Raw genomic sequence first — 14,311 nt, forward strand, 5'->3', positions numbered from 1 at the left:
CCCGCCGCCCGGCCGTGCCGCTCAGATCACCAGCAGGACCGACCCGCCGAGGTTCGCCAGCAGCATCACCGCCAGCACCGCCCCGAGGTTCGTGCTCTCGCGCAGCCGCAGCGCCAGCACCAGCGGTCCCACGGGCAGCACCACCGGCCCCCGCTCCCGGTGGCCGATGCGGACCGCGCCGAACGCGACCCCCAGCGGGCTCAGCCCCGCCTCCCGGGCACCCGCCACATCGGCCCGCCACTGCTCCCGGTAGCGCTCCCGCTGCGCGAGCGGCAGCAGCGCGGCGGCCACCCGCACCAGGGCCAGGGCGAGACGGGTCATCGGGCTACCTCCGGTCGGGTGGTGGGCGCGGGACCGGCCTTCCGGGCGCAGACCCGGACGGCCTCGCGGGCACCGTCGGGCGTGAGCACGTACAGCCGGCGGCGCGGACCGCGCCGGTCGCTGTCGTCGTCCCACCCGGAGGTGACCCAGCCGGCTCGTTCCAGGCGGTCGAGCAGCGGGTAGACGCTGCCGGACGGGCGGCCGGTCAGCTTGATGATCTCCAGGCCCCAGCGCGGCCGGTCGCTGTCCAGCAGCACGGCCAGCACGTCGACGGTGGCCCGGCCGATGCGCCCGAGGGGTTCCACGATCTCAAGACTACCTATGTAGATGAAGCGTGTCCACGACCGGCGGGCACGGGCACCCCCGGGCGCGGCGCTAGAACCCGAACACCTCGCCCGCCTCGCCCACCAGGCGGTCCACCACGTCGGCCAGCTCCAGGCCCGCCAGCCAGTGCGTCGGGATCGCCCCGTCGCCGTCCCGCGCGCCCAGCAGGTTCCCGCACAGCGCGCCGGTCGAGTCGCTGTCACCCGAGTGGTTGACCGCGAGCAGCAGGCCGTCCGGCAGGTCCCGGGCGGCCAGCGCGGTGAGCACCGCGATCGCCAGCGCCTCCTCGCCGACCCAGCCGCCGCCGAGGGCGGTCTCGACCACCTCGGGTGTCGGCCGCACGCCGCGCGCGCCCAGCTCCACCGCCAGGTCGAGCAGGCTCAGCTGCTCCTCGTGCCCGGCCCAGCGGACCAGCTCCGCGCGGGCGGTGTCGACCGCGTCGACCAGGTCGGCCCCGGCCAGCACCTGCCGCACCAGCACCGCCAGCACGCCCGCCGACAGGTAGCCGCTGGGGTGGCCGTGGGTGAGCGCGCCCGTCGCGGCGGCCAGCTCGAAGACCTCGCGCACGTCGTCCGACCACAGCGCCACGGGCGCCGCCCGCATCACCGCGCCGCAGCCCTTGGAGTCGTTGATCGGGTTGTCCACCGTGCCCAGCACGCCCGAGCGCAGCGCGGTCAGGCACGTGGTGCCGGGCGCGCGCTGCTGGTGCAGCTCGGGCACGTCCAGCAGCCACCCGTCGTGCGGCACCTCCGGGCCGCCCTGGGTGCGCAGCCAGCGCCCGTAGGCCACGCGCACCTCGTGCACCGGGTCGCTGCCCCGGCGGCGGGCCAGGACCAGGCCCTCCAGCGTGAACAGGGTCATCTGGGTGTCGTCCGTGATCGCGCCCAGCCGGCCGTAGGCGGGGGCGTAGTCGGTGAGGCCCGAGGGGCCGAAGCGGCTCCGGATGCGGTCGATCCGGTCGAACTCGATCGAGCCGCCGAGCGCGTCGCCGACGGCGCCGGCGAGGAGGCTGCCGCGGAACGAGCTGCTCAGGGGTGAGGTCACGGTGGGAGAAGTTATCGTGCCGGACGTGATTTCTTCGGTAGACCGATGCAGTTCCCGCACCCGGGACTGGGTGTGCGAGGCGGTCCGCATCATCGAGGCGGACGCCAACCGCAGCGCCGACACGCACCTGCTGCACTTCCCCCTGCCGCTGGAGTGGGGGATCGACCTGTACCTGAAGGACGAGTCCACCCACCCCACCGGCTCGCTCAAGCACCGCCTGGCCAGGTCGCTGTTCCTGTACGCCATCTGCAACGGCTGGATCGTCGGCGGCACGCCGGTGATCGAGGCGTCGTCGGGGTCCACGGCGGTGTCGGAGGCGTACTTCGCCCGGCTGCTGGGGCTGCCGTTCATCGCGGTGATGCCCCGGTCGACCAGCCCGGAGAAGGTGGCGCTGATCGAGCGCCAGGGCGGGCGGTGCCACTTCGTCGACGAGCCGTCCGCGATCTACGACGAGTCGCGGCGGCTGGCGGCGGACCTCCACGGGCACTTCATGGACCAGTTCACCCACGCCGAGCGGGCCACCGACTGGCGGGGGAACAACAACATCGCGGAGTCGGTGTTCGAGCAGATGTCGATGGAGGCCGCGCCCGAGCCGGAGTGGGTGGTGGTCGGCGCGGGCACGGGCGGCACGAGCGCCACCATCGGCCGCTACATCCACTACCGGCGGCTGCGCTCCCGGCTGGCCGTGGTGGACCCGGAGCACTCGGTGTTCTTCGACGCGTGGCGCGACGGGAACACCTCGCTGGTCGGGGCGCAGGGGTCGCGGATCGAGGGCATCGGCCGCCCGCGCGTCGAGCCGTCGTTCATCGGCAACGTCATCGACCGCATGATCAAGGTCCCCGACGCGGCGTCGGTGGCCACCATCCGGCACGTCGAGGCGGTGCTCGGCCGGCGGGTCGGCGGGTCGACCGGCACGAATCTGTGGGGCGCGTTCCAGCTGATCGCGGAGATGCGGGCCTCGCGGCAGCGGGGCAGCGTGGTCACCCTGCTGTGCGACGGCGGCGAGCGCTACGCGGACACCTACTACGACGACGGGTGGGTGGCCGAGCAGGGCATGGACCTGGCGCCGCACCTGGAGGCGCTGGTCCGGTTCCGGACCACGGGCACCTGGTCCGGCTGATTTTCCGGTCGTGGTGGAACTCGGGGCGGCCGCCGCGCGTCGCAGCGGGGACGGAGAGGGGTTCGTGGTGGGCTCGTGGCGGACCGCGGAGGTGCTCACGGCCGAGGACGTGCTGGCCAGGTCGGTCGCCGACGCCGACCGGACGATGCGCGAGGCGGCCGCCCTGCGCCGACCCCGGCGCGAACCGTCGGCCGAGGACGTGCGGCGGGTCATGCGGTACGCGAAGTCCAACGCGGCGTCGCCGGAGCTCCAGGCGCTCCAGCGGCGGATCGCCGGCGGTCACCTGAGCTGGCGGCAGGTGCTGATGGGCGAGGCGGCGGGCGACCGGGGCGTGCGGGCGGCCCTGGAGGCGGACCGGGACGCGCTGGCGGCCCTGTGCCGGGGCGAGGAGCCGCGCGTGGAGCCGCCGCCGAAGCCCGAGCCCGGGGACGACGACGAGCCGATGAGCTTCACCGAGGACGCCTGGTGAGGGGCGAGGGCCCGCGCCGGTAGGGCGGCGTTGCGCCCGGTGAGCGCCGGGGGTCTGCGTCGGTAGGATGTCACGCTCGGTGAGCGCCGGTGGGTTCACGTCCGGGCGTACCGCCGAGCCCGCGCGTCAGCCCAGGACCAGGGCGGCGGGCACCGCGATGCCCCACACCAGCATCGCCAGACCGGTGTCGCGCAGGACCGGGATCAGGTCGCGGCCCTTGTCGCCCTTCACGACCCGGCGCGCGCCCAGCACCACCAGCGGCAGGGCGAGGAAGCCGAGCAGGGCCAGGGGCTCGCGGAGGCAGACGGCCAGGGTGATCACGAACGGGACCGTGACCAGGGCCAGGTAGAGGCGGCGCGAGTCCCGGTCGCCCAGGGTGGTGGCCAGGGTGCGCTTGCCCGCCCGCACGTCGGTCGGGATGTCGCGCAGGCTGTTGGCGATCATCACCCCGGTGGAGAACGCGCCCATCGCCACGGCGCCGCCGATGCCGATGCCGGTGATCTCGCCGCTCTGCACGTAGAGGGTGCCGAGCACGGCCGCCGGGCCGAAGAACAGGAACACGGCCAGTTCACCGAGGCCCGAGTACCCATACGGCTTGCGCCCGCCGGTGTAGAACCACGCCGCCGCGAGGCAGACCGCGCCGAACGCGATCATCCAGTACCGGCCGGACAGCACGACCAGCAGCAGGCCCGCGACCGCGGCGACGCCCAGGGCCGCGAACGCCGCCAGGCGCACCGCCTTCGGGTTCGCGGCGCCGGAGCCGACCAGGCGGAACGGCCCGACCCGGTGGGCGTCGGTGCCGCGGATGCCGTCGGAGTAGTCGTTGGCGTAGTTCACGCCGATCTGGAGCGCGACCGACACCACCAGGGCCAGCAGGGTCCACGTGAGGTGGAAGCCGTCGATGTGGTGCGCGGCCCCCGCGCCGACCAGGACCGGCGCGATCGAGTTCGGGAGCGTGCGGGGGCGGGTCCCCGAAACCCACTGGGCGACTGTGGCCATGCGGAACATCCTCCGACATGGTGAACGGGGACCCGCTTCCGGGTGTCAGCAGTTCGTGGCGCCCGAGACTCCCGACACGTACGCCTTGGCGATGAACTTGCCCGCGGCGATCCGGTACCAGGTGTTCGACGTGCCCTGCGTGCCCGTCACCGACTCGCCCGTGACCTGGCACTCGACCCGCACCTGCGCGTAGTTGGCGGCCAGGCCGACCTGCGAGGCCGTGCTGTTCGCGGCGCTGCGCACGTTCAGCGGGGTGCTGGAGGTGCGCACGAACCCGGCCGGGCCGGAGCCGGTCCACTGGTAGGTGACGGTCACCCACGAGTTGTCGGTCAGCTTCAGCCCGTCCCAGAACGTACCGTCGGCCAGGTCGATGCCCGCCGGGTTGGCGACGGTGCGCCCGAACTGGTCCTTGCCGCCGTTGTAGCCGTCCTGGTAGGCGGCCTGGGCCTGCGGCTTGCCCTGGGGCAGGTCCTTCCACGACTCGCGGGTGGCCGCCGGGTTCCAGTAGTCGTCCTTGGTGTTCCACGGGCCGACGTCCCAGACCGGCGCCCACTCGCACCGGCCGTTCGCCGCGCACACCCGGACGCTGTAGGTCCCGGTGCCCTTGGCCGACAGGCCGCGCCGCGAGGGCAGGGCGGCGAAGTGGTCGCGGGCCACGATGACGTGGCCGTTGGCCGTGGTGCCGCCGACCAGGCCCTCGCGGGTCGCGTAGACCCGGTAGGACAGGCCCGCGGCCTCCGCGCCGACGCTTTCGCCGGCCGGCCGGTTGAGCGCCCGCAGGTCGAGCTCCCGCACCTCGGGCGAGTCGCCCTCGGCCGTCAGCGCGAGCCGGACCTGCACGGTCCGCACGGCCCGCGGCAGGACGGCGGGCGCGTCGGGACGGGCCTCGACCCACTCGGTCCACTGGTCGCCGCCGAGCGCGCCGCGCACGTCCACGGCCACCTCGGCGCCGGCCGGGACGGTGCTCCGGACGGTCGCGGCGACCGCGTTGGCCGGCGAGTCCAGCTCCCGGGGGTCGAGCAGCAGGAAGCCGGTGCGCACGGAGGCCCGCCGCGTGCTCGCGGGCGAGGGCGCGGCGCGGTCGAGCCGCACGGCGCCCTGGTGCGCGGTGACACCGGTGTCGTCGTCGTTGACGGTGGTCAGGTCGGCTCGCCACTGGGTGTCGGCCGCGGCGGCGGCAGGTGCCGCCAGGGCCGTGGTCAGGGCGGCGGCGACAGCTAGCGGTAACAGGTAGCGCCTGGTCATCGCAGCACTCCTCGTCCGGACACGCGGTGCGGTGGGGACCGCGGCAGGGCCACGTGCTCCGGCACCGCTGAGCCAATCGTGATGGGAGTTACCTGTCAACCAACAAGCATGTCGCTTGGAGAAAAAATCACCCAAATGTGCCGAACACGGCGCGCCGGTCCACTTTTCCGGGTCCCCGCAGCGGGAGCTCGGACACGAAAATCACCCGTTTCGGCACAGCGAACCGCCCGATCGAGAGCCCCACCGCCGCACGCAACGCATCCGGGTCCGGCAGGTGCCCGGGATCCTCGGGCACGACGGCGGCGGCCACCACCTGACCCCACTCGGGATCGGGCAGGCCGACCGCGCACGCCTCGCGCACCCCGCGCTGGGCGACCAGGACCCGCTCGACCAGCGTCGGCGGGATGTTCTCGCCACCGCTGATGATCACGTCGTCGGCGCGCCCCAGCACCTCCAGCACGCCGTCGGGGTGGATGTGCCCGAGGTCCCCGGTCCGGAACCACTCGCCGAACCGCTCGCCACCCCGGTAGCCCAGGGCCAGCACCGGCCCCCGGACCTCGATCCGCCCGTCCACGAGCCGCACGCGCACGCCGTCGAGCGGCAGCCCGTCGTACACGCAGCCGCCGGACGTCTCGCTCATGCCGTAGGTGGTGACGACCCGCACCCCGAGGCCGCGAGCCCGTGCGAGCAGCGCCGGAGGGGTGGCCGCGCCGCCGATGAGCACGGCGTCGAACGCGCGGACGGCGGCCAGCCCCGGCCCGTCGGTGGCCGTCAGCCGCGACAGCTGGGTCGGCACGAGCGCGGTGTAGTGCCGCCCGGGTCGGGCCAGCACCTCCCGCGCGGCGGCGGCGAAGCCGGAGGCCCGGAAACCGTCCGCGAGGTCCATGACCCCCGGCTCGGTCCCGGCCACCACCGAGCGGACCAGCACCTGGATGCCGGCGATGTGGGTGGTCGGCAGGGCGAGCAACCACGTGCCGGGCCCGCCGAGCCGGGCGTGCGTCAGCCGGGCCGAGGCCACCAGGGCCGAGGCGGAGAGCAGGACGGTCTTGGGCTCGCCGGTGGAGCCGGAGGTGCCCACCGCCAGCACCGCCTCGGTCTCCCAGCCCTGGAGGGGGAGGGGCGGAGGTGTCGCAGCCGGAGGGGAACCCGGAGCCGGAGGAGCGGAAGCCGAGGTCGGAGCCGCAGCCGAATCCGGACCTGGAGCCGAGGCCGAACCCGGAGCCGGGACCGCAGCTGGAGTCGAGGCCGGGGGCTGGGCGGCGGTTGGCTGGGCGATGAGGAGGGGTGGGCGCGTGTCGGTACCTCCCTTGGCTTCGGCGTGGCTTCGGAGCGCGGAGTCGGTGGCAGGGGCAGGGGTGGCAGGGGCGGCGGCGGGACCGGTGGCAGGGCTTGGGGCGCGGTCGACGGTGGTCGGGTTGGTGGTGGTTGGGCCGGGGTTGGTGGCGGTCGAGTTGGTGGTGGCTGGATCGGCGGCCGGGTTCGTGGTGGCAGGGCTAGGGGAAGTGGGCGGTGTGGCACTGTCCGGAACAGCACCGCCCTGGCCTGCACCGCCCTGGCCTGCACCGCTGGACACGGCGCCGGCCAGGGCTGCCCGCACTGCCTCGATGGTGATCATCGCGGTCGGTGGCGGGGTCAGTAGTGGTGGGGGAAGGGGGACCAGTCCGGGTCGCGTTTCTCCAGGAACGCGTCGCGGCCCTCGACCGCCTCGTCCGTCATGTAGGCCAGGCGCGTGGTCTCGCCGGCGAAGATCTGCTGGCCGACCAGTCCGTCGTCGATGAGGTTGAAGGCGTACTTCAGCATCCGCTGGGCCGTGGGCGACTTGCCGTTGATCTCCCTCGCCCACTCCAGGGCCGTCGACTCCAGCTCCGCGTGCGGCACCACCGCGTTGACCGCGCCCATCCGGTGCATCTCCTCGGCGGTGTAGGCGCGGCCCAGGAAGAAGATCTCCCGGGCGAACTTCTGCCCCACCTGCCGCGCCAGGTAGGCCGAGCCGTAACCGCCGTCGAAGCTGCCGACGTCCGCGTCCGTCTGCTTGAAGCGGGCCTGTTCGGCGCTCGCCAGGGTGAGATCGCACACCACGTGCAGGCTGTGCCCGCCACCCGCGGCCCAGCCGGGGACCACCGCGATCACCACCTTCGGCATGAAGCGGATCAGGCGCTGGCACTCCAGGATGTGGAGCCGGCCCGCCCTGGCCGGGTCGATGGTGTCCGCCGTCTCACCCGAGGCGTACTGGTAGCCGCTGCGGCCGCGGATGCGCTGGTCGCCGCCCGAGCAGAACGCCCACCCGCCGTCACGGGGGGACGGACCGTTGCCGGTCAGCAGCACGCAGCCGACGTCCGAGCTCATCCGCGCGTGGTCCAGCGCGCGGTACAGCTCGTCGACCGTGTGGGGGCGGAAGGCGTTGCGCACCTCCGGCCGGTTGAACGCGATGCGCACCGTGCCCTGGTCCACCGCGCGGTGGTAGGTGAGGTCGGTGAAGTCGAAGCCCTCCACGCGCTTCCAGCGGGACGGGTCGAACAGCTCGGAGACGTCCTGATCTGCCACGCGGGCGACAATATGCCCGCGGGCCGCCCGGGACCCGGCGGGGAGCCGGGCGCCGGGTCGGAGCTGAGAACGGGGCCGCTCGGCGGTGGGGGAGTCGGGGCTTGGAGTCCTGGTGGGGGGTCATGATCTCATTGTTCGAACGTTTGTTCGATGTGGCAAGGTGAGTCGCCCATTCGTGTACTGGGTGACAATGGCCAGGTGAACCCGTCCACCGCGCAGGCCAGGGTGCTCGTCGACGAGCTGATCCGAAATGACGTCCGCCACGTCGTGCTGAGCCCCGGATCGCGCAACGCGCCCCTGTCGTTCGCCCTGCACGAGGCGGCGACGCGGGGCAGGCTCACCCTCCACGTCCGCGTCGACGAGCGCACGGCGGGCTTCCTGGCCCTCGGCCTGGCCCGGGGCAGCGGCCACCCGACCGCCGTGACCTGCACCTCCGGCACCGCCGTCGCCAACCTCCACCCCGCCGTGCTGGAGGCCAGGTACGCGGGCGTCCCGCTGATCGCCCTCACCGCCGACCGCCCCGTCGAGCTGTACCGCACGGGCGCCAGCCAGACCGTCGACCAGCAGCGGGTCTTCGGCCTGGACACCCTCCAGCTGCCGGTGGCCGAGCGGCGCGGCGGCCAGAACGGGCTGTGGCGCTCCCTGGTCTGCCGCGCCGCGGCCACCGCCCGCGCGGGCGGCCCGGTGCACGTCAACGTCCCGTTCCGGGAGCCCCTGGTCCCCGACGGCGACGACAGCTGGCCCGAGGACCTCGACGGCCGTCCGTTCGGGATGCCGTGGACCCGCACGGCCCCGCGCACCACGACCTCGCTGCACTCCACCGACCACCTCGGCCCGCGCACCCTGGTCGTGGTCGGCGACACCGACCGCGACCTCTCCGACCTGGCCGAACGCGCCGGCTGGCCGATCGTGGCCGAACCGACCGGCCACGGCCTGCGCCACGGCTCGCTGCTGCTCAACGCCGAGGGCCTGCCCGACCACCTGCGCCCGGACGCCGTGGTCGTGGTGGGCCGCGCCACCCTCTCCCGGGGTGTGCTCAAGCTCATCGCCTCGACCCCGGTCGTGCACGTCCTGTCCGACGACCCGGAGTGGCCCGACCCCCGGTTCGCCGCCACGCACACCTCGGCCGACCTGGCGCTGAGCGGCGAGCACGAGGTGGACCCCGACTGGCTCACCGGCTGGCAGCACGCCGACAAGGCGGTCGCCGACGTGGTGGACGACCTGCTGGCCGAGCAGCCCTGGCCGACCGGCCTGCACGTGGCCCGCGACCTGGTCGCCGCCGTCGCGCCGGGCACGAACCTGTTCCTCGGCTCCTCCAACCCGGTCCGCGACGTGGACCTGGTCGCCGCGCCGCGCCGGGACGTCCGCACGCACGCCAACCGGGGCGTGGCGGGCATCGACGGCAGCGTGTCCACGGCCGCCGGCATCGCGCTGGCCCAGGGCCCCACCTACGCCCTGATCGGCGACCTGACGTTCCTGCACGACAGCAACGGCCTGCTCATCGGTCCCCTGGAACCCCGCCCGGACCTCACCGTGGTGGTCGTCAACGACGACGGCGGCGGCATCTTCGCGCTGCTGGAGCAGGGTTCCCCGGAACACGCGGACAGCTTCGAGCGCGTCTTCGGCACCCCCCACGGCGCCGACCTCGAAGCGCTCTGCCGGGCCCACCGCGTCCCGCACACCGCCGTCCGCACGCCGGCCGAGCTGCGCCGGGCGCTGGATCGCCCGAAGGGGTTGACAGTGGTCGAGATCAGGGTGGAGAGGGGCGAACTGCGCGATCTCCACGCACGCCTCAAAGCGGCCGTGTCAACCGCTTTCCAGTAGCCGAACCACCGACGTACGGGGGTACATGAGCCGGGGGACCGGGACTAGCTTCGCCGCATGTCCCTGAGAGCGAAGCTGTCCCTCGGCACCGCCACCGCGGCGTCCTTGTTGCTGCTCGCCGGCACCGCGACCGCCGCCCAGCCCGGCTCGCCCGGCATCGGCGACCCGTACTACCCGGGCGCGGGCAACGGCGGCTACGACGTCTCCCACTACGACATCCGGCTCAACTACCAGCCGGCCACCGACGACCTGTCCGGCACCACCACGATCCTGGCCCGGACCACCCAGGAGCTGACCAGCTTCAACCTCGACTTCCTGCTGGCGGTGAAGTCGGTCCGGGTCAACAACCGCCCCGCCGAGCACGTGCAGCGGGGTGGCGAGCTGACCGTGGACCCGCCCGGCACGCTGCGCGCGGGCACCGACCTGACCATCGTCGTCACCTACGCCGACGTGCCCTCGGGCCGCGCGCAGGACGGCTACACCGCGTGGAAGCGCACCCCCGACGGCGCGCTGGCCATCGACCAGCCGGACATCGCGCCGTGGTGGTTCCCGAGCAACAACCACCCGACCGACAAGGCCACGTTCGACGTGTCGGTGGCCGTGCCGAGCGGGGTGGAGGTGCTGTCCAACGGCCTGTTCGGCGGGACCGCCCAGCAGATCAACGGCTGGACCCGGTGGCGCTACCGCAGCACCACCCCGCAGGCCACCTACCTGGCGTTCCTGGCGATCGGCCAGTTCGAGGTCAGGCAGGACACCGACTCGGCGGGCCGCCCGGTGATCACCGCCTACTCGGAGCGGCTGGGCGCGGACCGCAACGCGGCCGTCGCCTCGCTGGAGCGCACGGTGGAGGTGACGGAGTTCCTGGAGGAGAGCTTCGGGCCCTACCCGTTCGAGGCCAACGGCGGCGTGGCCGCGCCGGGCATCGGCTTCGCCCTGGAGAACCAGACCCGCTCCACCTACGACGCCGCGTTCTTCCGCCGCGGCGCGAACACCTACGTGGTGGCGCACGAGGTCGCGCACCAGTGGTTCGGCGACTCCGTGTCGGTGGAGCGCTGGCGGGACATCTGGCTGAACGAGGGCTTCGCGAGCTACGCGGAGTTCCTGTGGTCCGAGCACGTGGGCGAGGGCACGGCCCAGGAGAACGCCCAGTACCTCTACGACCTCTACCCGGCCGACAGCCCGTTCTGGCAGGTGCTGCCGGGTGACCCGGGCGCGGCGAACCAGTTCCACGGCGCCGTGTACGACCGGGGCGCGCTGGCCGTGCACGCGCTGCGCCTGGAGATCGGCGACGAGGCGTTCTTCGAGCTGCTGCGGGAGTGGCTGGTCCAGCACCGCAGCGGTCACGCGACGATCGAGGACTTCCTCGCGCTGGCGGAGAAGGTGTCCGGTGAGCAGCTCGACGAGCTGTTCCGGACCTGGTTGTTCACGCCCGTCAAGCCGGCCGCGCTGCCGGGCGCGGTGGGCGTGCGGGCGCGCACCGCGGTGGCGGAGCCGAAGTCCTTCCGGAAGATGCAGGAGACGCACGAGCTCCTCGCCGGGCACCACCACTGAGGCCCGGGGCCGTCCCACCGGCGGTGGGACGGCCCCGACCCGGGTCAGCCGGTCCGGCCGATCCCGTCCACGACCGTCGTGGTGATGGAGCTGAACCCGGTCACCGTGCCGGGCGCGATCCAGGGGTCGTACGACTCGGGACCCGCGGTGGTGCGCTCGCCGATGAAGTCGCCGGTGGCCGGGTCGATGATCAGCTCGCGCCGCTCCAGCGGGCTCTCCACGCCGATGGCCACGCCGGTGCGGCCGTCCAGGGTGACGCCCTGCTCGAACGCGGTCACCCCGTCCAGCAGCGCCGGCGCGCGGTACCACTGGGCGCGCAGGTCGGCGGGCACGAGACCGGTGCGCAGGATCTCCACGCCCCAGTGAACACCGTCGTCGGCGCGGAACCGCGGGGCGCGGTGGTCTCGCGCAGGTACGCCACGATGGCCTGCGGGTCGCGCGGCAGGGCGGCGTAGAACCCGGGGTCGTCCCAGTCGGTCGGGTCGCCGCACACCTTCCTCGGCCGGGCCTCGGGGAAGGAGTCGCCGCACTTGCCGCGCCGCTCGCCGGTGTCGGTCCGGGTGATCTCCGGCTCGGGGGCCTCGGCCTAGGGCACGGTGCCGCCGAGCCACTCCAGGCCCTCCAGCGGGGTGCGGCGCTCCGTCCAGTCCTGGGACAGGTCCTGCGGGATCCACTTCTCGTGGCGCGATTCCCGCAGCCAGGTGTAGTCGGTCGGGGGCGCGGTGGGCTGGTCGGCGGGCGCGGCGAACACCGTGCCGACCGAGGTCCACTGGTGCGTGGCGGTGTACCGGTACTGGCCGGGGGCCGGCGGTCGGTCGGTGGCGATCCCGTACAGCCAGCCCTTCACGGGCGCGCGCTCCGGGTCGTAGCTGTGCCGCCGCTTCAGCGCCACCAGGAACGTCTCGGCCACCAGGTCGTCGGCCGCCGACTCGCCGACGCGGCCGGCGAGGTAGCCGCGCAGCCGGCGCGCGTGGGTGTCGGACAGCTCCGCGAACGCGGCGGTCACGTCGGGACCGCGGAGGTCCGGCGGTTCGTCCAGTGCTGTGGTCACGTACCGGTTGGCCGCACGACCTCTCGGTGTCCCCGTGACCCCGGTCACACCTAGCGGCCTTCGAGCGCCTCGCGCACCGGCCGCATCTTGGCGTGCGCCTCGCGGACCTCGGTGTCCGGGTCCGACCCGGCGACCAGGCCGCACCCGGCGAACAGCCGGGCCGTGCGGCCCTCCACCCGCGCGCAGCGCAGCGCGATGCCCAGCTCGCCGTCGCCGTTGGCGTCGATCCAGCCGACCGGGCCCGCGTAGCGGCCGCGGTCCAGGCCCTCCAGCTCGCGGATGACCCGCACCGCCCCGGCGCGCGGGGTGCCGCCGACCGCGGCCGTGGGGTGCAGGGCCGCGCCGAGCGCGAGCAGCGACGGCGTGCCGCCCAGCCGGCCGACCACGTCGCTGGACAGGTGCGACACGTTCGGCAGCCGCAGCACCGACGGGCCGTCCACCGACAGGGTCGAGCAGAACGGCCGCAGCGCCTCCACCAGCGACGCCACCGCGTAGCCGTGCTCCTCGCGGTCCTTGGGCGACGACAGCAGCGCGGCGGCCAGCTCCTCGTCGGACGCGCCGTCGCGCGGCCAGGTCGTGCCCGCCAGCACGCGCGAGTCGACCACCCGGCCGGTGCGGCGCAGCAGCAGCTCGGGGGTGGCGCCGACCAGTCCGTCCACCGCGTAGACCCAGCACCCCGGGTACCGGCGGGCCAGGCCGCGCAGCAGGAACCGGTGGTCGATCTCCACGTCCGCCACGGCCAGCAGGTCGTGGGCCAGCACGACCTTGTCCAGCTCGCCCGCGCGCATCCGCCCGACCGCCGCGCGCACCGCCTCGCGGTAGGCCGTGACGGACAGCTCGCCGTCGGCGTAGCGCACCCGGGAGGGGCCGCGCACGGGCGTGGTCCCGCGCGGCTCGCGGTCGCCGATCGTGGTCACCCACGCGCGCCCGTCGCGCCTGCCCACCACGACCTCCGGCACCACCAGCACCGAGTGCCCGGGGTGGTCGTCGAACGCCATGCTCGCGAACGCCACCGGCCCGCTGCCCGGCACGCCGAGCTCGTCGTCCACGTCGAGGTCGGCGGTGAACGCCTGCCACCACCGGTCGGCGGCGGCGAACCGGTCCGGTCCCGAGGTCTCGAACCGCGCGGCCTCGCCCCATCCGACCAGGCCGGACCCGCCCCGCACCCAGCTCAGCGCGCCGGTCGGCGCGGGCAGCCGGCCCAGCAGGTCGACGTCCGGTGCGTGCGCGGTGCGCACGCGCAGCCGCTGTCCGATCCGGGAGGCGGGAGCTGTGGTCACGGTTGCGAGGGTATGGACCGACGGCTGAGACGGGTCGCCGAGCCCGCCCTAGACTCCGTGTTCGTGGTGGACAACGCACTGCGGACGCCGGTCCGCCCGGCGGTTCGGCTCCTGCTCGGCCGGTCGCTGCTGGTGCTCGGCGGGCTGGTGACGCTGATCGCCCTGGTGCTGCTGGCGGCGTGCCGGCGGGACGACGCCATGATCGAGGAGCGGCTGGGCAAGGCGACGGCCGAGGTCGTGTCGGTGTCGTTCCAGCGCGCCGTGGTCCGCTTCGCCTCCGACGACGGCGCCGTGCACAGCCCGGAGCAGGGCGTGCTGTACCCCGAGGGCCTGGAGCCGGGGCAGCTGGTGCGCATCGAGTACGACACCGGCAACCCCGAGGTGGCGCGGGTCGCCGGGCGCACCGCCGTGCTGGCGCTGCTGCCGGTCGGCACGTTCCTGCTCGGCGTGTGGGCGGTGCTGTTGCCGCTGGTCTGGTGGCTGCGCCGACGGCCGTGACGCCCCTTGTTACAGTCTTCCCCGGAAACGGCCTCCAGGTG

General features: G+C 74.1%; 15 protein-coding genes. 5 read left to right on the top strand and 10 right to left on the bottom strand.

Annotated elements, in window-relative coordinates; all coding sequences use genetic code 11:
* Nucleotides 1–21 precede the first annotated feature (21 nt).
* The 3 genes from Q5530_RS09175 to Q5530_RS09185 all read right to left on the bottom strand — a co-directional run bounded on the left by Q5530_RS09175 (nt 22) and on the right by Q5530_RS09185 (nt 1,689).
* Nucleotides 22–321 carry a hypothetical protein gene (locus tag Q5530_RS09175; protein WP_415361796.1) on the bottom strand — a complete coding sequence of 100 codons (300 nt, stop codon included), beginning with the start codon at nt 319–321 and terminating at the stop codon, nt 22–24.
* Nucleotides 318–626 carry a PadR family transcriptional regulator gene (locus Q5530_RS09180; RefSeq protein WP_415361797.1) on the bottom strand — a complete coding sequence of 103 codons (309 nt, stop codon included), beginning with the start codon at nt 624–626 and terminating at the stop codon, nt 318–320. Before Q5530_RS09180 ends, Q5530_RS09175 begins: the two co-directional genes overlap by 4 nt.
* A 70-nt stretch (nt 627–696) precedes the next feature.
* Nucleotides 697–1,689, bottom strand: coding sequence for an ADP-ribosylglycohydrolase family protein (locus Q5530_RS09185; protein WP_415361798.1), 993 nt, complete (start codon nt 1,687–1,689; stop codon nt 697–699).
* Nucleotides 1,690–1,759: 70 nt separating this feature from the next.
* On the opposite strand from Q5530_RS09185, the gene Q5530_RS09190 reads away from it, so the two are divergent.
* Nucleotides 1,760–2,809, top strand: coding sequence for a PLP-dependent cysteine synthase family protein (locus tag Q5530_RS09190; protein WP_415361799.1), 1,050 nt, complete (start codon nt 1,760–1,762; stop codon nt 2,807–2,809).
* Between the two features lie 10 nt (nt 2,810–2,819).
* On the top strand, nt 2,820–3,278 hold the full coding sequence (locus tag Q5530_RS09195; RefSeq protein ID WP_415361800.1) for a hypothetical protein: 459 nt from the start codon (nt 2,820–2,822) through the stop codon (nt 3,276–3,278).
* Between the two features lie 126 nt (nt 3,279–3,404).
* On the opposite strand, the gene Q5530_RS09200 is transcribed toward Q5530_RS09195, so the two are convergent.
* The 4 genes from Q5530_RS09200 to Q5530_RS09215 all read right to left on the bottom strand — a co-directional run bounded on the left by Q5530_RS09200 (nt 3,405) and on the right by Q5530_RS09215 (nt 8,066).
* Entirely contained in the window at nt 3,405–4,277 is an 873-nt protein-coding gene (locus Q5530_RS09200; protein WP_415361801.1) for a 1,4-dihydroxy-2-naphthoate polyprenyltransferase, read from the bottom strand.
* 45 nt (nt 4,278–4,322) lie between these two features.
* Nucleotides 4,323–5,522 carry a hypothetical protein gene (locus tag Q5530_RS09205; RefSeq protein WP_415361802.1) on the bottom strand — a complete coding sequence of 400 codons (1,200 nt, stop codon included), beginning with the start codon at nt 5,520–5,522 and terminating at the stop codon, nt 4,323–4,325.
* Nucleotides 5,523–5,649: 127 nt separating this feature from the next.
* Nucleotides 5,650–6,798, bottom strand: a complete 1,149-nt coding sequence (menE, locus tag Q5530_RS09210; RefSeq protein WP_415362081.1) for an o-succinylbenzoate--CoA ligase — start codon at nt 6,796–6,798, stop codon at nt 5,650–5,652.
* Between the two features lie 356 nt (nt 6,799–7,154).
* A complete protein-coding gene (locus tag Q5530_RS09215; protein ID WP_415361803.1) occupies nt 7,155–8,066 on the bottom strand; it encodes a 1,4-dihydroxy-2-naphthoyl-CoA synthase in 912 nt (303 codons plus the stop codon).
* Nucleotides 8,067–8,264: 198 nt separating this feature from the next.
* Between Q5530_RS09215 and menD the strand changes: the two genes are divergently transcribed.
* The gene (menD, locus tag Q5530_RS09220; protein WP_415361804.1) at nt 8,265–9,890 is read left to right on the top strand and encodes a 2-succinyl-5-enolpyruvyl-6-hydroxy-3-cyclohexene-1-carboxylic-acid synthase; all 1,626 of its coding nucleotides are present in this window, start codon (nt 8,265–8,267) and stop codon (nt 9,888–9,890) included.
* A gap of 57 nt (nt 9,891–9,947) precedes the next feature.
* A complete protein-coding gene (locus Q5530_RS09225) occupies nt 9,948–11,441 on the top strand; it encodes a M1 family metallopeptidase (RefSeq protein WP_415361805.1) in 1,494 nt (497 codons plus the stop codon).
* A gap of 44 nt (nt 11,442–11,485) precedes the next feature.
* On the opposite strand, the gene Q5530_RS09230 is transcribed toward Q5530_RS09225, so the two are convergent.
* From Q5530_RS09230 to Q5530_RS09240, 3 genes are all read right to left on the bottom strand, one after another.
* Entirely contained in the window at nt 11,486–11,797 is a 312-nt protein-coding gene (locus Q5530_RS09230; RefSeq protein WP_415361806.1) for a hypothetical protein, read from the bottom strand.
* Between the two features lie 230 nt (nt 11,798–12,027).
* A complete protein-coding gene (locus Q5530_RS09235; protein ID WP_415361807.1) occupies nt 12,028–12,492 on the bottom strand; it encodes an RNA polymerase sigma factor in 465 nt (154 codons plus the stop codon).
* A gap of 50 nt (nt 12,493–12,542) precedes the next feature.
* Nucleotides 12,543–13,772 (bottom strand): isochorismate synthase, encoded by a 1,230-nt coding sequence (locus Q5530_RS09240; RefSeq protein ID WP_415361808.1) that lies wholly within the window; start codon nt 13,770–13,772, stop codon nt 12,543–12,545.
* Nucleotides 13,773–13,835: 63 nt separating this feature from the next.
* On the opposite strand from Q5530_RS09240, the gene Q5530_RS09245 reads away from it, so the two are divergent.
* Complete coding sequence (locus Q5530_RS09245) at nt 13,836–14,270, top strand: DUF3592 domain-containing protein (protein WP_415361809.1); 435 nt, start codon at nt 13,836–13,838, stop codon at nt 14,268–14,270.
* Nucleotides 14,271–14,311 lie beyond the last annotated feature (41 nt).

The organism is Saccharothrix sp. BKS2 (assembly GCF_047689505.1).
GTDB classification, from domain to species: domain Bacteria; phylum Actinomycetota; class Actinomycetes; order Mycobacteriales; family Pseudonocardiaceae; genus Actinosynnema; species Actinosynnema lopnurensis.

What these genes read in the sequence shown, in the direction of transcription:
- Q5530_RS09175 (WP_415361796.1), bottom strand. Translation starts at nt 321, where the DNA reads ATGACCCGTCTCGCCCTGGCCCTGGTGCGGGTGGCCGCCGCGCTGCTG.
- Q5530_RS09200 (WP_415361801.1), bottom strand. Translation starts at nt 4,277, where the DNA reads ATGGCCACAGTCGCCCAGTGGGTTTCGGGGACCCGCCCCCGCACGCTC.
- Q5530_RS09205 (WP_415361802.1), bottom strand. Translation starts at nt 5,522, where the DNA reads ATGACCAGGCGCTACCTGTTACCGCTAGCTGTCGCCGCCGCCCTGACC.
- Q5530_RS09225 (WP_415361805.1), top strand. Translation starts at nt 9,948, where the DNA reads ATGTCCCTGAGAGCGAAGCTGTCCCTCGGCACCGCCACCGCGGCGTCC.